A 21,707-nucleotide genomic window follows, 5' to 3' on the forward strand; every position below is an offset into this window, starting at 1 on the left:
GGCACAATAGCCACCATTCGACGCCCTGGAGCCCCACCTGATGAGCGAGAGCGCATTCGCCGAGCGCATCGTGCACAACCTGCTCGACACCGACTTCTACAAGCTGACGATGATGCAGGCGGTGCTGCACAACTACCCGGACGCCGACGTCGAATGGGAATTCCGCTGCCGCAACGGCGAGGACCTGCGCCCCTACCTGGGCGAGATCCGCAACCAGCTCGAGCTGCTCAGCGAACTGACCCTGGAAGACGAGCAACTGGCCTTCCTCGAACGCATCAGCTTCCTCAAGCCCGACTTCCTGCGTTTCCTGCGCCTGTTCCGTTTCAACCTGCGCTACGTGCGCGTCGGCATCGAGCATGACCAGCTGTGCTTGCGCATCCGTGGCCCCTGGCTGCACGTGATTCTCTTCGAAGTGCCGCTGCTGGCGATCATCAGCGAAGTACGCAACCGCCACCTGCACCCGCGCATGCGCCTCTCTGAAGCGCGCGACCAGCTGCATCGCAAGTTCGACTGGTTGAGTGCCCATGCCAGCGACGACGAGCTGGCCCAGCTGCAGGTGGCCGACTTCGGCACCCGGCGGCGTTTCTCCAGCCGCGTCCAGGAAGAAGTGGTGCGCGTGCTGCGCGATGACTTCCCGGCCCGTTTCGTTGGTACCAGCAACGTCGACCTAGCATGGAAACTGGATATCAAGCCCCTGGGCACCATGGCCCACGAATGGGTCATGGCCCACCAGCAGCTCGGCCCGCGGCTGATCGACAGCCAGATCGCCGCGCTCGACTGCTGGGTGCGTGAATACCGCGGCCTGCTGGGCATCGCCCTGACCGACTGCATCACCATGGATGCGTTCCTGAAGGATTTCGACCTGTACTTCGCCAAGCTCTTCGATGGTTTGCGCCACGACTCGGGCGAGCCGGTGGCCTGGGCCGAGAAGGCGATTGCCCACTACCAGAAGCTGGGCATCGACCCGATGACCAAGACCCTGGTGTTCTCCGATGGCCTGAACCTCACCCGCTCACTGGAAATTTTCCGTGCCCTGCGCGGGCGCATCAACGTCAGTTTCGGTATCGGCACCAACCTGACCTGCGACATCCCCGGTGTGGCGCCCATGAACATCGTGCTTAAAATGACCGACTGCAACGGCTCGCCGGTGGCGAAGATCTCCGACGAAGCCGCCAAGACCCAGTGCCGCGACGAGAACTTCGTCACCTACCTGCGTCATGTCTTCAAAGTCCTTAGCAAGGAGTAACCCATGCAAGCCGTTCAGCAAGAGATTGCCCAGGCGCTCAAGGTGCAGCCGCCGTTCGAAGGCGCCGCCGCGCTCGAGCAGGAAGTCGCCCGGCGCGTGGCCTTCATCAAGGGGTGCCTGAATAACGCCCGGCTCAAGACCCTGGTGCTGGGCATCAGCGGCGGTGTCGATTCGCTGACCGCCGCCCTGCTCGCCCAGCGCGCCATCAACGAGCTGCGCAGCGAAACCGGCGACAAGGCCTACACCTTCATCGCCGTGCGCCTGCCGTACCATGTACAGCACGACGAGCACGACGCCCAGGCCTGCCTGGAGGTGATCAAGCCCGACGAAGTGCACACCATCGACATCGCCCCGGCAGTGAAGGCCCTGGCCGCGGAAGTCAAGGAACTGAAGAACGGCTCGCCGACTTTGGTGGACTTCGTCGTCGGCAACATCAAGGCCCGCACCCGCATGGTCGCCCAGTACACGGTCGCCGGCGCCCGCGCGGGCCTGGTGATCGGCACCGACCACGCCGCAGAGGCGGTGATGGGGTTCTTTACCAAATTCGGTGATGGGGCTTGCGACCTGGCGCCGTTGAGCGGGCTGGTGAAGAACCAGGTGCGGGCGATTGCGCGCAGTTTCGGTGCGCCGGAATCGCTGGTGGAGAAGGTGCCGACCGCAGACCTCGAAGACCTCGAGCCTGGCAAGCCGGACGAAGCGTCCCACGGCGTGACCTACCAGCAGATCGATGCCTTCCTGCATGGCCAGTCGGTGAGCCAGGAGGCGTTTGACATCATCGTCGCCACCTACCGCAAGACCCAGCACAAGCGCGAGCTGCCGTTCGCGCCTTGAGCGGGCGCTAGAAGGACCTGTGGGAGCGGGTTCACCCGCGAATGCAGCGGTGGCTTCACCATTGCATTCGCGGGTAAACCCGCTCCCACAGGGTACTGCGTCAGGTTTTGATTACTTGACGATGACCTTGCCCTTCATCATCGAGATATGGCCCGGGAAGGTGCAGAAGAAGCTGTAGTCGCCACCGGCTTCCAGCTTGCTCGCATCGAATTTCACTTCGGTTTCTTTCTCAGGCGCGCCGATCATCTTGGTGTGGGCGATGATCGCGGCGTTGTCGGCCTTGATATAGTCCTTTTCCAGGCCCTGGGACATGCCTTCGGTGGCGATGCCCTGCATGTCGGCGGTCTTGCTGATCACCAGGTTGTGGCCCATGACGTTCTTCGGCAGGTTGCCGGAGTGGGTCAGTTTGACGGTGAACTCCTTGCAGCTCTTGTCGACCGTGATTTCCTTGGTGTTGAACGACATCTGGTCGGTCGAGTCGACAGTCACCGAACACTCGGCTGCGAAGACAGAGGCGCTGGCGAGGGTCAGCAGGGATACCGCTACAGCTTTCGCAAACATCATGAATCTCCTTGGCAGGGGTTTATCAATTGCGAGTCTGCCTGAAACCGGAACGCCCGTCCCTGATATGGGTCAAGGGGTGTCAAGTGGCCAGACAGTAGATTTGTTCAATGGATTGTATACAACCAATCAAAGTGCACATCATGCCCTCTTACTGGACGATGGGACAACCTCTCATTTAGGAGTAATTGCCATGACCTTGAACAGCCTGATGTGCAGCCTGCTGGCTGCCTATGCCAGCGGTGCCAGTGGCGCGGCCGTCTGCGAGTTCGCCCGCCCCGAGTAATCAGCCCTTGGAAGCGACAGGCATGGGCCTTACCCTGTGCGCGCATGTAAAGGGAGATAAGCAATGCCTGTACGTTCCGTTTGTGTCTTCTGTGGCGCCAGCATCGGTGCCAACCCCGCCTACCGCGAAGCCGCCGTCGCCCTGGGCCAGGCCATCGCCCGCCGTGGCCTGACGCTGGTATACGGCGGCGGCGCGGTGGGGCTGATGGGCACTGTCGCCGACGCCGCCCTGGCGGCCGGTGGCGAGGTCATCGGCATCATTCCCGAAAGCCTGATGAACGCCGAGATCGGCCACAAGGGCCTGACCCGCCTGGAAGTGGTGGATGGCATGCACGCGCGCAAGGCGCGCATGGCCGAGCTCAGCGATGCCTTCATCGCCCTGCCGGGTGGTCTGGGGACGCTGGAGGAACTGTTCGAGGTGTGGACCTGGGGGCAACTGGGCTATCACGCCAAGCCGCTGGGGTTGCTGGATGTGAACGGCTTCTACGAAAAACTGGGCGGGTTCCTCGACCACATCGTCGAGGAAGGTTTCGTGCGGCCGCAGCATCGGGCGATGCTGTTGCTCGGCCAGCAACCGGAGGCGCTGCTGGAGGGGATGGACCGGTTCGAGTCGCCGGTGTTGCCGAAGTGGGTCGACAAGCAGCCGGATTGATCTTTTAAAGGCATGAATGAACCTGTGGGAGCGGGCTCGCCCGCGAATGCTGTAGTGGCTTCACTATTGCATTCGCGGGCAAGCCCGCTCCCACAGGGTTCTCTGCAGCCTTGAAGGTCAACGCGGGATGACAGGCTGGCGCGGCTTCTTGCCCTTGCCACCTTTGGCTGCTTCCTTGCGCTCCTTGGCCGCCTGCTGGTTGCGGGCGAACGCCTCGGCCTTGGCCTTCTCGCGCTTGTCCCACGGCTTGCTGCCATCGCTGGCACGCGGCGGCAGGCCGGTGTGCTGGGTGAGGATCTTCTGGTCCTTGCCCACCTTGTGGCTGCCGGCCGGGGTCGAGTTCTTGCGGCGCGCGCTCTGGTAGCTGTCGGTCTGCGGCTGGTGCAGCGGGATCAGCTGGTGCTTGCCCGGCCCGATCAGGTCGGCGCGGCCCATGCGCTGCAGCGCTTCGCGCAGCATTGGCCAGCCTTTCGGGTCGTGGTAGCGCAGGAACGCCTTGTGCAACCGGCGCTGCTCCTCGCTCTTGACGATCTCCACCCCTTCGCTCTTGTAGGTGACCTTGCGCAGCGGGTTCTTGCCCGAGTGGTACATCGCGGTGGCCGAGGCCATCGGCGACGGGTAGAACGCCTGCACCTGGTCGGCGCGGAAACCGTTGCCCTTGAGCCACAGGGCCAGGTTCATCATGTCTTCATCGGTGGTGCCCGGGTGGGCGGCGATGAAGTACGGGATCAGGTACTGTTCCTTGCCCGCCTCTTTCGAGAACTTCTCGAACATGCGCTTGAAGCGGTCGTAGGTACCGATGCCCGGCTTCATCATCTTGTCCAGCGGGCCACGCTCGGTGTGCTCCGGGGCAATCTTCAAGTAGCCGCCGACATGGTGGGTGACCAGTTCACGCACGTACTCCGGCGATTCGACCGCCAGGTCGTAGCGCAGGCCCGAGGCGATCAGGATCTTCTTCACCCCCGGCAGTGCTCGGGCCTTGCGATACAGCTCGATCAACGAGCTGTGGTCGGTGTTGAGGTTCTCGCAGATGCCCGGGAACACGCACGACGGCTTGCGGCAATGCTTCTCGATGTCGTGGCTCTTGCAGGCGATGCGGTACATGTTGGCAGTGGGGCCGCCGAGGTCGGAGACCACGCCGGTGAAGCCCGGCACCTTGTCGCGCATCTCCTCGATCTCGCGAATGATCGAGTCGTGGGAGCGGTTCTGGATGATCCGGCCTTCGTGCTCGGTGATCGAGCAGAAGGTGCAGCCACCGAAGCAGCCACGCATGATGTTCACCGAGAAGCGGATCATCTCGTAGGCCGGGATGCGCTCCTTGCCATAGGCCGGGTGCGGGACCCGCGCATAGGGCATGCCGAACACGTAGTCCATCTCTTCGGTGGTCATGGGGATGGGTGGCGGGTTGAACCACACATCCACTTCGCCATGTTTCTGCACCAGGGCGCGGGCGTTGCCCGGGTTGGTTTCCAGGTGCAGCACACGGTTGGCGTGGGCGTAGAGCACCGGGTCATTGCGTACTTTCTCGAACGATGGCAGGCGGATCACCGACTTCTCGCGGGTGACGCTCGGGCTGTCGAGAATCTGCACGACCTTGGCTTCGTTCGGGTCTTCCTGGTCGCCCTTGGCCTGCTCGATGGCACAGGCCTGGGTGTCTTGCGTATTCACATACGGGTTGATGATCTTGTCGACCCGGCCTGGGCGGTCGATGCGGGTGGAGTCGATCTCGAACCAGCCCTGCGGCGTGTCGCGGCGAATGAACGCGGTGCCGCGCACGTCGGTGATGTGCTCGATGCTCTCGCCTTGAGAGAGGCGCTGGGCGACTTCGACGATCGCACGCTCGGCGTTGCCATACAGCAGGATGTCGGCGCTGGCATCGACCAGGATCGAGTGGCGGACCTTGTCCTGCCAGTAGTCATAGTGGGCGATGCGGCGCAGCGAGGCCTCGATGCCACCCAGCACGATCGGCACGTGCTTGTAGGCTTCCTTGCAGCGCTGGCTATATACCAGGCTGGCGCGGTCCGGGCGTTTGCCGGCCAAGCCGCCGGGGGTGTAGGCGTCGTCGGAGCGGATCTTCTTGTCCGCGGTGTAGCGGTTGATCATCGAGTCCATGTTGCCGGCCGCGACACCGAAGAACAGGTTCGGCTCGCCGAGCTTCATGAAGTCGTCTTTCGACTGCCAGTTCGGCTGGGCGATGATGCCCACACGGAAGCCCTGGGCCTCCAGCAAGCGGCCGATGATCGCCATGCCGAACGAGGCATGGTCGACGTAGGCGTCGCCGGTCACGATGATGATGTCGCAGGAATCCCAGCCGAGCTGATCCATCTCCTCCCTGCTCATGGGCAGGAACGGTGCCGGCCCGAAGCATTCGGCCCAGTACTTGGGATAGTCGTAGAGTGGTTTGGCTGCTTGCATGTCAGTGACCGGTTCTAATGTGCAGGAAAATCGCGGGCGCGGAATATAGCACAAATTTTGACCAAATCCGACGGTGATGGTCGGATTCATCGAGAGCATGGAGATCCCTGCAGGGGCGGGCTTGCCCGCGCCTGCAGGGTCCCCGGCCAGGTCTTATTCGTCGTCGTCGAAGTTGTACATGCCCGGCGCGAGGTTCTCGAAGCGGGTGTACTTGCCGATGAACGCCAGGCGCACGAAGCCGATGGGGCCGTTACGCTGCTTGCCAATGATGATTTCGGCCACGCCCTTGTGCTCGGTCTCGGGGTGATACACCTCGTCGCGATACACGAACATGATCACGTCGGCGTCCTGCTCGATCGCACCGGATTCACGCAGGTCGGAGTTGACCGGGCGCTTGTTGGGGCGCTGCTCCAGGGAGCGGTTGAGCTGCGACAGGGCGATCACCGGGCAGTTGAACTCCTTCGCCAGCGCCTTGAGCGAGCGGGAGATCTCGGAAATCTCGTTGGTCCGGTTGTCACCGGCCGAACCCGGGATCTGCATCAACTGCAAGTAGTCGACCATGATCATGGCGATCTCGCCATGCTCACGGGCCAGTCGGCGGGTCCGCGCACGCATCTCCGAAGGGCTGATACCGGCCGTGTCGTCGATGAACAGCTTGCGATCATTGAGCAAGTTGACCGCCGACGTCAGGCGCGGCCAGTCATCGTCGTCCAGCTGACCGGAACGCACCTTGGTCTGGTCGATGCGGCCGAGGGACGAGAGCATACGCATGATCAGCGATTCACCGGGCATCTCGAGGGAGAACACCAGCACCACCTTGTCGCTGCGCAACACGGCGTTTTCCACCAGGTTCATGGCGAAGGTGGTCTTGCCCATCGACGGACGGCCCGCAACGATGATCAGGTCGGCCGCCTGCAGGCCGCTGGTCTTTTCGTCCAGGTCGGTGAAACCGGTGGAAACACCGGTAATGTCGCTGTCGGAGTTGAACAGTGTGTCAATGCGGTCGATGGCCATGGTCAACAGCTCGTTGACCCCCACCGGACCACCGGTCTTCGGCCGCGCCTCGGCGATCTGGAAGATCTGCCGCTCGGCGTCGTCGAGGATTTCCTCGGCGTTGCGCCCCTGCGGGTTGAAGGCGTTGTCGGCGATGTCGGTACTGATGCTGATCAGTTGGCGCAATGTGGCACGCTCGCGAATGATCGCAGCGTAGGCCTTGATGTTGGCCACCGACGGGGTGTTCTTGGCCAGTTCGGCGAGGTAGGCCAGGCCGCCTACTTGCGTGGACACGCCTTCCTTGTCCAACTGCTCGTGCAGGGTCACCACATCGAACGGCTGGTTCGCATCCACCAGCTTGTGGATGGCGCGGAAGATCAGGCGGTGGTCATGCCGGTAGAAATCGCCATCCGACACCTGGTCCAGCACCCGCTCCCAGGCGTTGTTGTCCAGCATCAGGCCACCGAGCACGGCCTGTTCGGCCTCGATGGAATGCGGCGGCACCTTCAGGGCGGCGGTTTGCAGGTCGAGCTGTTCGGGATGGGTGATCTCGTTCATGGCCACGAAAAAATTCTGGAAGATGAAAAAGACAAAGGGCACGGCCTGTTCAGAACAGGACCGTGCCCGATGTTAACCGCCCGGCCCCCGAGGGGCCAGCCGATCAGCGCAGCTTAGGCAGCTACGACAACCACGCGTACGGTGGCTTCAACATCGCTGTGCAGGTGCACGGCTACGTCGTATTCGCCAACCTGACGGATGGTGCCGTTCGGCAGACGAACTTCAGCCTTGGCCACTTCAACGCCGGAGGCGGTCAGGGCGTCAGCGATGTCGTGGGTGCCGATCGAACCGAACAGCTTGCCTTCGTCGCCAGCGGTGGCAGTGATGGTCACTTCCAGCTCGGCCAGTTGGGCAGCGCGGCTTTCAGCCGAAGCTTTCTTCTCGGCTGCTGCTTTTTCCAGCTCGGCGCGGCGCTCTTCGAACGCGGCCAGGTTGGCGGCGTTGGCAACGGTGGCCTTGCCGAACGGCAGCAGGTAGTTACGGCCGTAACCGGCCTTAACGTTTACTTTGTCGCCCAGGTTGCCCAGGTTGGCGACTTTTTCCAGCAGGATCAGTTCCATTTGGTAAAACCTCTTAACTTTTAACCTTCACCGTTCGCGGAGTCGTCACCCTGTGAAGGGGACTTGCGACCGCGAAAATCAAACAGGCTGTCGACAATGGCCAAAACCACGAGCAACGGATAAATCAGCTGCATGAGCAGCGGCAGCGTCACGTACAGCCCCACCAGCCAGAAACCGGCCAGTCGCCCTTGTGCCACCAGCCCATGAACCAGGGCGAGGGCAGCGAGCAGCAGTACCAGGCTTGATGCCGATGCCAGCACGATGAACTGCGACCCGAGGAACGGGCCCAGCACCATCAGCGACACCAGCGCCAGCATCGATACTGGCGGCAGCCTCACGTCGCGGAACTCGCGACCGAAACCACCGGGGTTGTACAACTCGGCTTGCCAGTAGCGCGCCAGCATCAAAGCCACCACGCTGAACAACTGCAGCATCACCGCACTGGAAGCGACCAGCAAAGGGCCGATCAGCTCACCAGGCAACACTGGCTTACCCTCGAACTGCGGCAGGGCTTTTTCAAGCGCCTTGGCCAGCACCTCGAAAGTCTCGCGCAGCGCCACGTCCAGGATCAGGCCGTAGACCAGGCCTAATACGATGCTGGACAGCAGCACCCGGTTCCAGGAATGCCCGGCACGCAACAAAGCGGCCAGCCCCAGCGTCCCCAACAGCACCAGCAAGGTGCTCGGTTCGCCGAAGAACCACATGGCCAGCGCCGGCAAAAGGCCCCAGGCGATGACCGATGACGCGTCCTTGAACCCACGCCGCAGGAACACCAGGCTCCCGGCGGCTGCACTCAACCAGAACAGCAGCGGCAGTACCGCGCTGATGACCACCACGAGGGTGGCCTGCACACGACCGCGCATGATGAAACCCGCTAACGCTCGCATGCTTATCCCTTGCTACTTAAGTCGACGACCCGGTCTCAGCGGCCGTGGCTGTCGGTGTAGGGCAGCAGGGCCAGGAAGCGGGCGCGCTTGATAGCGGTGGCCAGCTGACGCTGATAACGAGCTTTGGTACCGGTGATGCGGCTTGGAACGATCTTGCCGGTTTCGGATACGTAAGCTTTCAGGGTGTTGAGATCTTTGAAGTCGATCTCTTTCACGTCTTCAGCAGTGAAGCGGCAGAATTTACGACGACGGAAGAAACGTGCCATGTGATTGGCTCCTCAAAAGGTCCGTGGATTACTCGTCAGCGTTATCGCTGTTGTCGCTGTCATTGCTGTCGTCGCCTTCGGCGCCATCAGCATGCTCAGGACGTTCGCGACGCTCACGGCGCTCGCTGCGGTTCTCTTCGGCCTTGAGCATCTCGGACGGGCCGGTAACGGCTTCGTCGCGACGGATGACCAGGTTACGGATCACGGCATCGTTGTAGCGGAAGTTGTCTTCCAGCTCGGCCAGGGCCTTGCCGGTGCACTCAACGTTCAGCATCACGTAGTGAGCCTTGTGAACATTGTTGATTGCGTAGGCCAGTTGACGACGGCCCCAGTCTTCCAGGCGGTGGATCTTGCCACCGTCTTCTTCGATCAGCTTGGTGTAACGCTCAACCATGCCGCCGACTTGCTCGCTCTGGTCCGGGTGAACCAGGAAGATGATTTCGTAATGACGCATGAATGCTCCTTACGGGTTAGTAGTCTGCCAGCAACCTGGTCAGACAAGGAGTGAATGACACTGTATGACTTGCCCTAGCGAGAAGGCACATGCGCGCCTGCCTGCTCGGCAAGGGGCGCAATTGTAGAGAAGGCCGGAGGGACAAGCAAGGAGATTGGCGAATATTTGAACAATCAAGCATAGGGCATTCATGTAGGAGCGGCTTTAGCCGCGATCACCCGCAAAGCGGGTGCCAGACACCGCGATGCCTGAATCGCGGCTAAAGCCGCTCCTACACGAGTCAACGCCAGCTCTCAGATTTTCTGGCGCTGGCGCACGGCCTCGAACAAGCACACCCCGGTTGCCACCGAGACGTTGAGGCTGCTGACGCTGCCCGCCATCGGCAGCTTGACCAGGAAGTCGCAGTGCTCGCGGGTCAGGCGACGCATGCCCTTGCCTTCGGCACCCATGATCATCACCAGCGGGCCGGTCAGGTCCTGCTGGTAGATCTCCTGCTCGGCCTCGCCCGCGGTACCTACCACCCAAAGGCCACGCTGCTGGAGCTTTTCCAGGGTGCGGGACAGGTTGGTCACGGCCACCAGCGGAATCACTTCCGCGGCGCCGCAGGCCACCTTGCGCACCACGGCGGTCAGGCTCGCGGACTTATCCTTGGGGATCACCACGGCGGTGGCACCGGCAGCATCGGCAGTGCGCAGGCAAGCGCCGAGATTGTGCGGATCGGTGACACCATCGAGCACCAGGATCAGCGGCGGCGTTTCGGTGCGTTCGAGCAATTCCTCGAGCATCAATTCGCCCCACACCTGGCTCGGGCTCACCTCGGCGACCACTCCCTGGTGCACGCCCTCGACCCAGGCGTCGAGCTCACGGCGCTCGGCCTGCCCGACCTGGACGCGGTTTTCCGCGGCCAGGGCCAGCAAAGCCTGGATGCGAGGCTCGCTGCGCCCCTCGGACAGCCAGATCTGCTTCACGCGCTTGGGATGGTGCTGCAGCAGTGCCTGCACGGCATGCACACCGTAGATCTTTTCCAGCTGACTCATGACTTGCTCTTGCCCTTACGTGGCGCGCCGGACTTCGACGGCCCCTTGCGATGCTTGGTCTTGCCCGAAGCCTTGGCGCCCTTCTCGGCTTTGCCGCCAGCGTGGGCACTGTGCTTGGCATCGCTCATCAGGGCCTTTTTCATCTCGCGGCTCTTGCGCACCTCGGCGTTACGCTGAACGGCGTCTTTCGGGAAGTATGCCTCGGCGGTTTCGCCCTTGCGGCTGCGCGGCTTGGGCGAGATCTTCGCTTCGGTCGCGGGCGCGGCCTGTGCCGCTGGTTCCGCCGACGCTGCGCGCGGCTTGCGGCCGACCGGCGCATTGACGGCGGCTTCGGACATTTCGAAATCGATCTTGCGCTGCTCGAGGTCGACGCGCATGACCTTGACCTCGACCGTGTCGCCCAGGCGGAAGCTGCGCCCGCTGCGCTCGCCGGACAGGCGGTGGTGCACAGGGTCGAAATGGTAGTAGTCGCCCGGCAGGGCGCTGACGTGCACCAGGCCTTCGACGTAGATGTCGGTCAGTTCGATGAACAGGCCGAAACCGGTCACCGCGGTGATCACGCCCGGGAAGGTCTCGCCCACACGATCACGCATGTACTCGCACTTGAGCCAGTTGACCACGTCGCGGGTGGCCTCGTCGGCACGGCGTTCGGTCATCGAGCACTGCTCGCCCATCTGGTCGAGGGTGTTCTCGTCGTAAGGGTAGATGCGCGCCTTGGGGATGCTCATGGCGCCGGCGCGCTTGACGTGCGGCGTGTCGATCTTCGAGCGAATCACGCTGCGGATGGCGCGGTGCACCAGCAGGTCCGGATAGCGACGGATCGGCGAGGTGAAGTGGGTGTAGGCCTCGTAGTTCAGGCCGAAGTGGCCATTGTTCTCGACGCTGTACACCGCCTGGCTCAGCGAGCGCAGCATGACGGTCTGGATCAGGTGGAAGTCCGGGCGACCGGCGATGCTCGCCAGCAGCTGCTGGTAGTCCTTGGGCGATGGATCCTTGCCCTTGTGCAGGGTCAGGCCCAGCTCGCCGAGGAAGGCGCGCAGCTTTTCCAGGCGCTCAGGCGGCGGGCCGTCGTGCACGCGGTACAGCGAAGGCACGTTGTGCTTCTGCAGGAACTCGGCGGTGGCGACGTTGGCCGCCAGCATGCATTCCTCGATCAGCTTGTGGGCGTCGTTGCGCACGGTCGGGCGAATTTCGTCGATCTTGCGGTCTTCGCCGAAGATGATGCGGGTTTCCTGAGTCTCGAAATCGATGGCGCCACGGGTGTGACGGGCATCGACCAGCACCTTGTACAGGTTGTACAGGTTCTTCAGGTCCGGCAGGACCTCCTTGTACTCCTCGCGCAGCGCCTTGCCCTCACGGGTGCGGGCGTGCTCGAGCATGCTGCTGACCTTGTTGTAGGTCAGGCGGGCATGGGAATGGATCACCCCTTCGTAGAACTGGTAGTCGACCATCTGGCCGGCCTTGTTCATGGTCATCTCGCAGACCATGGCCAGGCGATCGACGTGCGGGTTCAGCGAGCACAGGCCGTTGGACAGCTCCTCGGGCAGCATGGGTACCACGCGCTCGGGGAAGTACACCGAGTTGCCGCGCTGCTGGGCCTCGACGTCCAGGGCCGAGCCCAGGCGCACGTAGCTGGACACGTCGGCGATCGCCACGTACAGGCGCCAGCCGCCGGAGAACAGGCGCAGCTTGCCCAGGGGTTCGCAGTAGACCGCGTCGTCGAAGTCGCGGGCGTCCTCGCCGTCGATGGTGACGAAGGGCAGGTGGCGCAGGTCGATGCGCTTCTCTTTGTCCTTCTCCTCGACTTCGGAGCGGAACTTGCGCGCTTCCTTGATCACCTCCTGCGGCCAGACATGCGGGATGTCATAGCTGCGCAGGGCGATGTCGATTTCCATGCCCGGCGCCATGTAGTTGCCGATGACCTCGACCACGTCGCCCTGGGGCTGGAAGCGTGGGGTCGGCCAATGGGTGATCTTGATCGACACGAACTGGCCGATCTTGGCGCCGCCATTGCGACCGGCAGTCACCAGCACTTCCTGCTGGATCTTCGGATTGTCCGGGGTCACATAGCCGATGCCGCCCTCTTCGAAGTAGCGGCCGACCACGCTTTCGTGGGCACGGGAGATGATTTCGACCAGCACGCCTTCGCGGCGGCCGCGGCGATCGACGCCGGACACCCGGGCCAGGCCGCGGTCACCGTCGAACACCAGGCGCATCTGTGCCGGGCTGAGGAACAGGTCTTCACTGCCGTCGTCGGGAATCAGGAAGCCGAAGCCGTCACGGTGGCCGGACACGCGGCCGCAGATCAGGTCGAGCTTGTCTACCGGGGCATAGGTGCCGCGCCGGGTATAGATAAGCTGGCCATCGCGCTCCATGGCACGCAGGCGGCGGCGCAGGGCTTCGATCTGGTCTTCTTCATAAAGACCGAACTCTTCAGCCAGCTGTTCGCGTGCGGCCGGTTCGCCACGGTCGGCGAGGCGCTGCAGGATCAGCTCACGGCTGGGGATAGGGTTGTCGTATTTTTCCGCTTCGCGAGCGGCCTCGGGATCGAGGGATTGCCAATCGGCCATCAGAAGGGGTTCACCTTGGGGTATATAGATATGAATTCTGGCATAGGCGTATTGAAACCGGAAATGTCAGCCTTGGACAGCCCCGGCAGCACGTCCATCGCGCGGCAATAGGCCCACGGAATCAACAAGTTGAATTTTTTGAAATTTTTTTCGTTCGGGGGCTTTACAGCCATCAGGAGCGTCCGTATAGTGCGCACCACAACGACGGACAACCCCGAAGTTGTAGTAGAGATGAACGGCGCTGTAAAGCATCTTGTAATCTCGAATGTGTGCCCAGGTGGCGGAATTGGTAGACGCGCTGGTTTCAGGTATCAGTGACTTAACGGTCGTGGAAGTTCGAGTCTTCTCCTGGGCACCAAGATTTTCAAGTAATAGATGACCAAGGATCTGTTACTACTGTGTGAAAGCGAACGTTGATCGCCTTCAGCAGATGATTCAAAGCTTTGCCCAGGTGGCGGAATTGGTAGACGCGCTGGTTTCAGGTATCAGTGACTTAACGGTCGTGGAAGTTCGAGTCTTCTCCTGGGCACCATACAAAAACCCACTAGCTTGCTAGTGGGTTTTTTCTTGCCTGCGATTTTTATCACCCCCTCGCCCGCCGATGATTCTCGTGCGTATTCAAGATCGAGCGCCGCGCGGGCGCCGCTCGATCTCGCAGGCCAGACAGCGTCAAGCGAACGCTCATGAATTTCCCGTAACGCGCCCATTTGAGAAACAATTTCGTTTACCATTGTTTCCAAATATGTAGCCGTAAGCGAGGAAGTACCCGCATGACGATCCGCCCGCAACCGCTGATGCGCACCCTGGCCGCTGCACTCCTGAGCCTGGTGATTGGCGCCCCGGCCGCCCTGGCAGACGAACCTGTCACGTTGACGATGTACAACGGCCAGCACAAGGAAATCGGCGACGCCATCGCCAAGGCCTACGAGGCCAAGACCGGTATCCATATCAATATTCGCAAGGGCAGCAGCAACCAGCTGGCCAGCCAGATCATCGAGGAAGGCGAGCGCTCGCCGGCCGATATCATCTACACCGAAGAGTCCCCCCCCCTGAACAACCTGGGTGAACTGGGCCTGCTGGCGAAGATCGACGATGCCACCGCAAACATGATGCCCAAGGAGTACGTGGGCGCCAACGGCACCTGGATGGGCATCACCGCGCGCACCCGCATCGTGGTGTTCAACCCGAAGAAGATCGAAGAGAAAGACCTGCCGACGACCGTCATGGACTTCGCCAATCCTGAATGGGAAGGGCGCGTCGGCTACGTCCCCACCAGCGGCGCCTTCCAGGAACAGGCCGTGGCCATCCTCAAGATGCACGGGCGCGAGGCCACCGAAGAATGGCTGACGGGCCTGAAAGCCTTCGGCAAGGCCTACACCAACAACATGGTCGCGCTGAAGGCCGTGGAAAAGGGCGAAGTGGCCGCCGTGCTGGTCAACAACTACTACTGGTATGCCCTGGAACGCGAGCGCGGCAAGCTCGACTCCAAGCTGTACTACCTGGCCGACGGCGATGCCGGCAACCTGGTGACCATCTCCGGCGCCGCCGTGGTCAAGGCCAGCAAGCACCCGAAAGAAGCCCAGGCCCTGCTCAACTGGATGGCCAGCGAAGAAGGCCAGCGCGTGATCACTCAGACCACCGCCGAGTATCCGCTGCACAAGGGCATGGTCTCGGATCGCGGCCTGAAGCCGTTCGAGGATCTGCGCCCGCCGAAGATCTCGCCGGCCGACCTGGGCAATGCCGAGGAAGCCATCGAGCTCGAACGTGAGGTTGGCCTGCTCTGATGACCGCCGCCCTGCCCTCGCCCACCTTGTCGCGCTTTGTCCCGAAACGCAGGCGCCCGTCCATCTGGGTGGTACTGCCCGTGCTGTTCCTGGTGGCGATGAGCTTGTTGCCGCTGCTGTACGTCGGGCTCAAAGCCTGGGAAGCGGGCTGGCACGAAGCCCTGCGCCTACTCTGGCGCCCCTTCGTCTGGGGGCTGCTGCGCAACACCTTGCTGCTGATGGTCGGCGTCACCGTGCTGTGCCTGCTGGCGGGCGTGGCCCTGGCCTGGCTGCTGGAGCGCAGCGACCTGCCAGGGCGCCGGCTGTGGGGCGTGGTGCTATGCCTGCCGTTCGCCGTGCCATCGTTCATCAGCAGCTTCACCTGGGTGTCGCTGAGCTCGGATTTCGAAGGGTTGGGCGGGGCAATCCTGGTCATGGCGCTGTCGAAGTACCCGTTGGTATTCCTCCCGGTGGCCGCCACCCTGCGCAACCTCGACACTTCGCTCGAAGAGTCGGCGCGCACCCTGGGCTGCACCCGCTGGGGCGTGTTCCACAAGATCACCTTGCCGCTACTGTGGCCGTCGATGCTCGGCGGCGCGCTGTTGATCGCCCTGCACATGCTGGTGGAGTTCGGCGCCTTGTCGATCCTTGGGCTGCAGACATTCACCACGGCGATCTACCAGCAGTTCGAGCTGGAGTTCAGCAACGCCAACGCAGCCATGCTCTCCGCGGTGCTGCTGGCGCTTTGCCTGGTGATGCTGTGGCTGGAGTTGCGAGTACGCGGCAAGGCACGGCATGTGCGTATTGGCCAAGGCGTGGCGCGTCGTGCGCAGCCAGTACGCCTGCGTGCCTGGATGCCACTCGGGCAGCTGTTCTGCCTGGCGCTGGCAGTACTGGGCAGCGGCATTCCACTGGCCATGCTGGGCTACTGGCTGAGCGTGGGTTCGTCGGCGGCCTTCCCGGTGGCGGCGATCAGCAAAGCGTTGCTGACCTCGCTGTCGGTGTCGCTGGGCGGCGCCGGATTCTGCGTGCTGCTGGCCTTGCCGATCAGCTTCCTGGTGGTGCGCTACAAAGGTCGCCTGGCGATCTGGGCCGAACGCCTGCCATACCTGCTGCATGCCCTGCCCGGCCTGGTGATCGCGCTGACGCTGGTGTTCTTCGCACTGCACTATGTGCCGGCGCTGTACCAGACCACCGCGCTGCTGATCCTGGCCTATGCCCTGTTGTTCCTGCCGTTGGCGCAGTCGCCGGTGCGTACCGCGCTGAACAAGGCCTCGCCGACCTTGGAGGAAGCTGCGCGCACCCTGGGCGCCAGCAGCTTCGCGGCGTTCTGTCGGGTGACCTTGCCCATCATCTTCCCGGCGATGGCGGCGGCCTTTGCCCTGGTGTTCCTGGATGCGATGAAGGAGCTGACCGCCACCCTGCTGCTCAGCCCAACCGGCATGACCACCCTGGCCACCGAGGTGTGGGCGCACACCGCCAATGTCGAATTCGCGGCGGCGGCGCCTTATGCGGCGCTACTGATCGTGGTGTCGGGGTTGCCGGTATACCTGCTGACCACGCGAATGTACCTGAACAAGGCTTGACCAGGCGACACCGCACGGTAGGAGCGGCCTTGTGCCGCTCCTACAGGTAACCGCATCCCACCCTCAGGCCCGGAACTGCCCCAGGCTGGCCCGCAACTGCGCCGCCAGGTCATCCAGCACCTTGCTGCTGGCCGTCGTCTGCATCACCACCTCGGCTGAACGCTCGGCCTGGGCATGGATGGTCTCCACCCGCCCACGCACCGCCTGCGCGCCACTGGCCTGTTGCTCGGCCGCACGGGTGGCCAGGCCGATCGCCGCATGCACCTGCTCCACCGCCGCCTGCACCGATTGCTGGCGCCGCTCGTTGTCACGCAGCACCAGCAAGCCTTCACTGGCCTGGCGCCCGGCCTGGCTGATGGTGGCCACGGCCTCCTTCGCGCCCTGCTGCAACGCGACGATGTGCGACTGGATATCGCCGGTGGAACTCTGGGTCTTGCTCGCCAGCGCCCGCACCTCATCGGCCACCACGGCGAATCCACGCCCGGTCTCACCCGCGCGCGCCGCCTCGATGGCGGCGTTGAGCGCCAGCAGGTTGGTCTGCTCGGCAATACCGTGGATCACCGTCAGCACGACTTCGATCTGCTCGCTCTGCTTGGCCAACCGCTCGATCACTTGCGAGCCGGTTTCCACCTCACCCGCCAGGTTCTCGATCAATCGCGCCAGCTGAGTGGAGGCGCGGCTGTTCTCATCGGTGGCCTGACGAATGTCCACCACCTGCTGCAGCGCGGCCTGCATCGCATGGCTCTCGGCCTGCGCTTCGTCCGCCATGCTCGACAGGTCGCGCAGGCTGGCGGCCACCTCATCACGCTGCAAGGCCGCAGCAGCATCGGCGCCGGCATTGCGCTGAGCCATACTGCCGATCTCCACGCCAGTGCGCTGCGCCACTTCACCGGCCTCACGGACTATAGGCTGCAGTTTGTCGACGAAACGGTTCACCGCAGAGGCCATGTCACCGATCTCGTCACGGCTGTCCAGCTTGACGCGCTTGGTCAGGTCGCCCTCCCCGGCGGCCAGGTCATTCAGCGCGGCGATCAGCAGCCGCAACTTGTTCACCACCCGATGGCCCAGCACCACCGCCACCACCAGCAGCACACCCAGCCCGACCAGTACCAAGCCCAGGCCGATGCGCCAGCGCAGCTCGCCGGCCGCATCACGCACGGTCTGCGCGGTGTTGGCCTGCATGGCCGTGGCGCTGTTCTGCGCGGTTTCCAGGCGTGCCCGCAACGCTTTGCCGCTGTCGGCGGCGGCGGCCACCAGGCTGTCGCCGACCAGCTGTTCACCACTGGCGATCAGTGCCGCGAAACGCTGGTCGAGGGCCTTCAGTTCCTGGTCGACACCGGCCGTGGAAACACCCATCAGCACCTTGCCGATCTCGGCACCGTTGGGGCTGATCGAGGCTTCGACGAAGTACACCGAAGGGTCCTTGCGCGCCGCGTCCAGCACCTTGTCCAGCGCCCGCTCGCCCTGGCCCTTGTCCATCAGTGCCTGGTTGATCGGGTTCTGCCGGTTGAGGTAGCGGGTCAGGTGCTGGCCCTGCGCATCGTCGTAGATCACGAACAGTACGTTGGGGTTGCGCTGGGCGCGCCGGGCGAAGTCCGAGAGCGTCGGCACATCGTTGTCCCAGATGGCACGCGGCGCCACGGAGGCGAGCAACTCGGCCATGTCGTTGGCCGAATCCTTCAGGTTCTTCTCCAGGGTCGCGCGCAGTTGCTGCTGCTCGCTCTGCAACCGCTCGGAAAGACCGGCGCTCAAACGCTGACGGGTGCTGGCCGACAGGCTGTCGAGCCCGGTGCGCACATCTTGCCCGGCTTGCTCAAGCTCCGTGGCCAGTTTGCGACTGTCATTGCCCAGCCGCTCCCCCAGATCGGCCTCCAGGGCCGTCACCGTGCTCCGCGTCAGTGCAACGGCAACCAGCACCTGCACCAGAAGAGCGATACCAAGCGCAACAAACACAGGCCGCAAGAGGCGGCTTCGTAACAGTGAAAGGATGGCAGACACGTTGTAACCCTCGTGTTTCTGGCGCCATTGCTTTGATGGCATCTTCAGAAATTTCTTACAGCAAGGGTTGTGCCGAAGGCAGCAGGTAAAAATGCCAGGATCAGTGGCGTCAATACCGACCCTTCCGCGGGCAAGCCCGCTCCCACAGGTTTAGCGCTGCCTCTGTGGGAGCGGGCTTGCCCGCGAAAGGACCGATACAGGTATGGCACAGAAAAGAAAAACGCCGCGCCCCTTGCGGGAGCGCGGCGTTCAATCAGCTACCGAAGCGGCCGATCAGGCGAACGGATGACGCAGCACGATGGTCTCGTTGCGGTCCGGGCCGGTCGAGATGATGTCGATCGGCGCGCCAACCAGTTCCTCGATGCGCTTGATGTAAGCGCGCGCGGCTTCTGGCAGCTCTTCCAGGGTTTTCACGCCCAGGGTCGATTCGCTCCAGCCTGGCATCTGCTCGTATACCGGCTCCAGGCCGATGTAGCTGTCGGCATCGGAAGGCGCGTCGATAACGGCGCCGTTCTCGTTCTTGTAGCCCACGCAGATGTTGATGGTTTCCAGGCCGTCCAGTACGTCCAGCTTGGTCAGGCAGATACCCGAGATGCTGTTGACGTCGATGGCGCGACGCAGGATCACGGCGTCGAACCAGCCGCAACGGCGGGCACGGCCGGTGGTCGAACCGAACTCGTGGCCGCGCTTGGCCAGGGTGGCGCCGGTCTCGTCGAACAGTTCGGTCGGGAACGGACCGGAACCGACGCGAGTGGTGTAGGCCTTGGTGATACCCAGGATGTAGTCGAGGTACATCGGGCCAACGCCGGAACCGGTGGAAATGCCGCCAGCGGTGGTGTTCGAGCTGGTGACGTACGGGTAGGTACCGTGGTCGATGTCCAGCAGCGAGCCCTGGGCACCTTCGAACATGATGTCCTTGCCGGCGCGGCGCAGGTTGTGCAGTTCGGCGGTGACGTCGAGCATCATCGGCTTGAGCTGCTCGGCATAGGCCATGCACTCGTCCAGGGTTTGCTGGAAGTCGATGGCCGGCTCTTTGTAGTAGTTCACCAGCTGGAAGTTGTGGTAGTCCAGCAGCTCACCGAGCTTGGCGGCGAAACGCTCGCGGTGGAACAGGTCGCCGACGCGCAGGCCGCGACGCGCAACCTTGTCTTCGTAGGCTGGGCCGATGCCGCGGCCGGTGGTGCCGATCTTGGCTTCGCCACGGGCTTTCTCACGGGCCTGGTCGAGGGCCACGTGGTACGACAGGATCAGCGGGGCAGCCGGGCTGATGCGCAGGCGCTCGCGCACCGGCACGCCCTTCTCTTCCAGCTTGGTGATTTCACGCATCAAGGCGTCCGGCGCAACGACCACACCATTGCCGATCAGGCACTGCACGCCTTCACGCAGGATGCCCGAGGGAATCAGGTGCAGAACGGTCTTCTCACCGTTGATCACCAGGGTGTGGCCCGCGTTGTGGCCACCCTGGTAGCGCACTACGGCGGCAGCATGTTCGGTCAGCAGATCGACGATCTTGCCTTTGCCCTCATCACCCCACTGGGTGCCCAGGACGACGACATTCTTACCCATAACACTTGTCCTCATTCACGCAAACTTGGTTGCCGGCCCACTGCCGGCGAAGAATCTCAATGGGTCAGCGGCAGAACCTGCCAGCGCCCGTCTTGCTGAATCAATTGCCGATCACAATCCGCCTCGAGAGCAGCACTCAGCGGTTGGCCAGGCAGGGCCTGGACCACACGCTGGCCCTCGTTGCGCAACTGGCAGACCTGCTGCCAGAGGGCCGCATCGCTGCTGTCGGGCATCCAGATGCCGCCAGCAGGCAATACGACCTCCGCTCGCCCCAGTGTGACCAGGGTCTTCAAATCCGTGGAGAAACCGGTGGCCGGGCGCGCCCGGCCAAAATCAGCGCCGATGTCGTCGTAGCGGCCACCCTGGGCGATCGATTGCCCCTCGCCCGGCACGAACACGGCGAACACCACGCCGGTGTGATAGTGGTAGCCGCGCAGCTCGCCGAGGTCGAAGTACAGTGGCAGGTCCGGGTAGCGCGACGCCAGGCGATCGGCGATCGCCAGCAGGTCGTCCAGCGCCGCCAGCACGCTGGCCGGGGCACGGCCCAGGCGCACGCGGGCCTCGGCCAGCACTTCACGGCCACCGCACAGCTCGCACAGCGCACGCAGCATGTTGCCCAGGTCTTTCGGCAGGTCGGCGGTCAGTGCCTGCACTTCGTCGACCGCCTTGCGCTGCAGGGCGTCGAACAACTGTTGCTCAACCGCACCGGACAGGCCAGCGGCACGGGCCAGGCCGCGGTAGATACCGACATGGCCGAGGTCCATGTGCACATCCGGCACATCGGTCAGTTGCAGCGTGGCGAGCATCAGGCTGATGACTTCGACATCGCTGGTGGGGCTGGCATCGCCGTACAGCTCGGCGCCCAGTTGGATCGGGCTGCGCGAGGTGGACAGGGCACGCGGTTGCGCGTGCAGCACGCTACCGGCATAGCACAGGCGGCTAGGGCCTTCACGGCGCAGGGTGTGGGCATCGATGCGCGCCACCTGCGGGGTGAAGTCGGCACGGAAGCCCATCAGACGCCCGGATTGTGGGTCGACGACCTTGAAGGTGCGCTGGTCCAGGTCCTGGCCGGCGCCGGTGAGCAGCGACTCCAGGTACTCGATATGGGGTGTGACAACCAGCTCGTATCCCCAGCTCTGGAACAGGTCCAACACCTGCCGACGCGCGATCTCGATGCGCGCAGCCTCAGGTGGCAGTACTTCCTCGATGCCATCTGGCAAAAGCCAGCGGTCTACCGTTGCCATTACGCCATTTCCCCTTTGGTCCGGGCGGCCTGCCTGGCGGCGAGCCTTGAGTGAAACGGATCCTGGCGGACAGCAGCGGGCAGGACCGAGCCCAGCGCAGCCACCGTTACCAACATCCTCGAATACCTTGCGCCGGGGCCGCTCTCGGGCCAATGAACCTTACAGACGCAAAAAAGCCGGGAATTTCCCGGCTGACTCATCATACACCCCTTTTCGCTCGGGATGCACCCCGCCT

17 protein-coding genes, 2 tRNA genes and 2 pseudogenes are annotated in these 21,707 nt (G+C 63.3%); 7 read left to right on the forward strand and 14 right to left on the reverse strand.

Annotation, left to right across the window (positions count from 1 at the left end):
* The first annotated feature begins 40 nt into the window (after positions 1-40).
* The gene (gene pncB, locus JYG34_RS23205; protein ID WP_213658515.1) at positions 41-1,246 is read left to right on the forward strand and encodes a nicotinate phosphoribosyltransferase; all 1,206 of its coding nucleotides are present in this window, start codon (positions 41-43) and stop codon (positions 1,244-1,246) included.
* 3 nt (positions 1,247-1,249) lie between these two features.
* The gene (gene nadE, locus JYG34_RS23210) at positions 1,250-2,077 is read left to right on the forward strand and encodes an ammonia-dependent NAD(+) synthetase (protein ID WP_213658516.1); all 828 of its coding nucleotides are present in this window, start codon (positions 1,250-1,252) and stop codon (positions 2,075-2,077) included.
* Positions 2,078-2,188: 111 nt separating this feature from the next.
* Here the strand turns inward: nadE and azu are convergent, their stop codons facing one another.
* Positions 2,189-2,638: an azurin gene (gene azu, locus JYG34_RS23215; protein ID WP_213658517.1), complete on the reverse strand. Its 450-nt coding sequence runs from the start codon at positions 2,636-2,638 to the stop codon at positions 2,189-2,191.
* A 349-nt stretch (positions 2,639-2,987) separates the two neighbouring features.
* Here azu and JYG34_RS23220 point away from each other — a divergent pair, with 349 nt between their 5' ends.
* Positions 2,988-3,575, forward strand: a complete 588-nt coding sequence (locus tag JYG34_RS23220; RefSeq protein WP_213658518.1) for a TIGR00730 family Rossman fold protein — start codon at positions 2,988-2,990, stop codon at positions 3,573-3,575.
* A 117-nt stretch (positions 3,576-3,692) separates the two neighbouring features.
* Here JYG34_RS23220 and JYG34_RS23225 read toward each other — a convergent pair whose 3' ends face one another.
* From JYG34_RS23225 to JYG34_RS23265, 9 genes are all read right to left on the reverse strand, one after another.
* On the reverse strand, positions 3,693-5,990 hold the full coding sequence (locus JYG34_RS23225; protein ID WP_213658519.1) for a YgiQ family radical SAM protein: 2,298 nt from the start codon (positions 5,988-5,990) through the stop codon (positions 3,693-3,695).
* A 153-nt stretch (positions 5,991-6,143) separates the two neighbouring features.
* Positions 6,144-7,541: a replicative DNA helicase gene (gene dnaB, locus JYG34_RS23230; protein WP_213658520.1), complete on the reverse strand. Its 1,398-nt coding sequence runs from the start codon at positions 7,539-7,541 to the stop codon at positions 6,144-6,146.
* Positions 7,542-7,654: 113 nt separating this feature from the next.
* On the reverse strand, positions 7,655-8,101 hold the full coding sequence (gene rplI, locus JYG34_RS23235) for a 50S ribosomal protein L9 (RefSeq protein WP_213658521.1): 447 nt from the start codon (positions 8,099-8,101) through the stop codon (positions 7,655-7,657).
* Between the two features lie 20 nt (positions 8,102-8,121).
* Positions 8,122-8,988: a hypothetical protein gene (locus JYG34_RS23240; protein WP_213658522.1), complete on the reverse strand. Its 867-nt coding sequence runs from the start codon at positions 8,986-8,988 to the stop codon at positions 8,122-8,124.
* 35 nt (positions 8,989-9,023) lie between these two features.
* Positions 9,024-9,254 carry a 30S ribosomal protein S18 gene (gene rpsR / locus JYG34_RS23245; protein ID WP_003249563.1) on the reverse strand — a complete coding sequence of 77 codons (231 nt, stop codon included), beginning with the start codon at positions 9,252-9,254 and terminating at the stop codon, positions 9,024-9,026.
* 28 nt (positions 9,255-9,282) lie between these two features.
* A complete protein-coding gene (gene rpsF / locus JYG34_RS23250; RefSeq protein ID WP_011535936.1) occupies positions 9,283-9,708 on the reverse strand; it encodes a 30S ribosomal protein S6 in 426 nt (141 codons plus the stop codon).
* 293 nt (positions 9,709-10,001) lie between these two features.
* The gene (gene rlmB, locus JYG34_RS23255) at positions 10,002-10,745 is read right to left on the reverse strand and encodes a 23S rRNA (guanosine(2251)-2'-O)-methyltransferase RlmB (RefSeq protein WP_213658523.1); all 744 of its coding nucleotides are present in this window, start codon (positions 10,743-10,745) and stop codon (positions 10,002-10,004) included.
* Complete coding sequence (gene rnr, locus JYG34_RS23260; protein WP_213658524.1) at positions 10,742-13,315, reverse strand: ribonuclease R; 2,574 nt, start codon at positions 13,313-13,315, stop codon at positions 10,742-10,744. Before rnr ends, rlmB begins: the two co-directional genes overlap by 4 nt.
* A gap of 66 nt (positions 13,316-13,381) precedes the next feature.
* Entirely contained in the window at positions 13,382-13,567 is a 186-nt protein-coding gene (locus tag JYG34_RS23265) for a hypothetical protein (protein ID WP_213658525.1), read from the reverse strand.
* Between the two features lie 19 nt (positions 13,568-13,586).
* Between JYG34_RS23265 and JYG34_RS23270 the strand changes: the two genes are divergently transcribed.
* From JYG34_RS23270 to JYG34_RS23285, 4 genes are all read left to right on the forward strand, one after another.
* Positions 13,587-13,673: transfer RNA gene (locus JYG34_RS23270), tRNA-Leu, on the forward strand.
* A gap of 87 nt (positions 13,674-13,760) precedes the next feature.
* Positions 13,761-13,847, forward strand: a tRNA-Leu gene (locus tag JYG34_RS23275).
* Positions 13,848-14,085: 238 nt separating this feature from the next.
* The gene (locus JYG34_RS23280; protein ID WP_213658526.1) at positions 14,086-15,099 is read left to right on the forward strand and encodes an extracellular solute-binding protein; all 1,014 of its coding nucleotides are present in this window, start codon (positions 14,086-14,088) and stop codon (positions 15,097-15,099) included.
* Entirely contained in the window at positions 15,099-16,664 is a 1,566-nt protein-coding gene (locus tag JYG34_RS23285; RefSeq protein WP_213658527.1) for an ABC transporter permease, read from the forward strand. Before JYG34_RS23280 ends, JYG34_RS23285 begins: the two co-directional genes overlap by 1 nt.
* Before the next feature lie 63 nt (positions 16,665-16,727).
* On the opposite strand, the pseudogene JYG34_RS26745 reads toward JYG34_RS23285, so the two are convergent.
* The 4 genes and pseudogenes from JYG34_RS26745 to JYG34_RS23300 form a co-directional block, all read right to left on the reverse strand.
* Positions 16,728-17,243: pseudogene (locus JYG34_RS26745) on the reverse strand (methyl-accepting chemotaxis protein); the annotation flags it as partial.
* 390 nt (positions 17,244-17,633) lie between these two features.
* Positions 17,634-18,704: pseudogene (locus JYG34_RS26750) on the reverse strand (methyl-accepting chemotaxis protein); the annotation flags it as partial.
* 231 nt (positions 18,705-18,935) lie between these two features.
* Entirely contained in the window at positions 18,936-20,228 is a 1,293-nt protein-coding gene (locus tag JYG34_RS23295; RefSeq protein ID WP_011535943.1) for an adenylosuccinate synthase, read from the reverse strand.
* A 56-nt stretch (positions 20,229-20,284) separates the two neighbouring features.
* Positions 20,285-21,472, reverse strand: coding sequence for an ATP phosphoribosyltransferase regulatory subunit (locus JYG34_RS23300; RefSeq protein ID WP_213658529.1), 1,188 nt, complete (start codon positions 21,470-21,472; stop codon positions 20,285-20,287).
* Between the last annotated feature and the right edge of the window lie 235 nt (positions 21,473-21,707).

The organism is Pseudomonas entomophila (genome assembly GCF_018417595.1).
GTDB lineage: Bacteria > Pseudomonadota > Gammaproteobacteria > Pseudomonadales > Pseudomonadaceae > Aquipseudomonas > Aquipseudomonas entomophila_C.

What these genes read in the sequence shown, in the direction of transcription:
- pncB (WP_213658515.1), top strand. Translation starts at nt 41, where the DNA reads ATGAGCGAGAGCGCATTCGCCGAGCGCATCGTGCACAACCTGCTCGAC.
- nadE (WP_213658516.1), top strand. Translation starts at nt 1,250, where the DNA reads ATGCAAGCCGTTCAGCAAGAGATTGCCCAGGCGCTCAAGGTGCAGCCG.
- azu (WP_213658517.1), bottom strand. Translation starts at nt 2,638, where the DNA reads ATGTTTGCGAAAGCTGTAGCGGTATCCCTGCTGACCCTCGCCAGCGCC.
- JYG34_RS23220 (WP_213658518.1), top strand. Translation starts at nt 2,988, where the DNA reads ATGCCTGTACGTTCCGTTTGTGTCTTCTGTGGCGCCAGCATCGGTGCC.
- JYG34_RS23225 (WP_213658519.1), bottom strand. Translation starts at nt 5,990, where the DNA reads ATGCAAGCAGCCAAACCACTCTACGACTATCCCAAGTACTGGGCCGAA.
- dnaB (WP_213658520.1), bottom strand. Translation starts at nt 7,541, where the DNA reads ATGAACGAGATCACCCATCCCGAACAGCTCGACCTGCAAACCGCCGCC.
- rplI (WP_213658521.1), bottom strand. Translation starts at nt 8,101, where the DNA reads ATGGAACTGATCCTGCTGGAAAAAGTCGCCAACCTGGGCAACCTGGGC.
- JYG34_RS23240 (WP_213658522.1), bottom strand. Translation starts at nt 8,988, where the DNA reads ATGCGAGCGTTAGCGGGTTTCATCATGCGCGGTCGTGTGCAGGCCACC.
- rpsR (WP_003249563.1), bottom strand. Translation starts at nt 9,254, where the DNA reads ATGGCACGTTTCTTCCGTCGTCGTAAATTCTGCCGCTTCACTGCTGAA.
- rpsF (WP_011535936.1), bottom strand. Translation starts at nt 9,708, where the DNA reads ATGCGTCATTACGAAATCATCTTCCTGGTTCACCCGGACCAGAGCGAG.
- rlmB (WP_213658523.1), bottom strand. Translation starts at nt 10,745, where the DNA reads ATGAGTCAGCTGGAAAAGATCTACGGTGTGCATGCCGTGCAGGCACTG.
- rnr (WP_213658524.1), bottom strand. Translation starts at nt 13,315, where the DNA reads ATGGCCGATTGGCAATCCCTCGATCCCGAGGCCGCTCGCGAAGCGGAA.
- JYG34_RS23265 (WP_213658525.1), bottom strand. Translation starts at nt 13,567, where the DNA reads ATGCTTTACAGCGCCGTTCATCTCTACTACAACTTCGGGGTTGTCCGT.
- JYG34_RS23280 (WP_213658526.1), top strand. Translation starts at nt 14,086, where the DNA reads ATGACGATCCGCCCGCAACCGCTGATGCGCACCCTGGCCGCTGCACTC.
- JYG34_RS23285 (WP_213658527.1), top strand. Translation starts at nt 15,099, where the DNA reads ATGACCGCCGCCCTGCCCTCGCCCACCTTGTCGCGCTTTGTCCCGAAA.
- JYG34_RS23295 (WP_011535943.1), bottom strand. Translation starts at nt 20,228, where the DNA reads ATGGGTAAGAATGTCGTCGTCCTGGGCACCCAGTGGGGTGATGAGGGC.
- JYG34_RS23300 (WP_213658529.1), bottom strand. Translation starts at nt 21,472, where the DNA reads ATGGCAACGGTAGACCGCTGGCTTTTGCCAGATGGCATCGAGGAAGTA.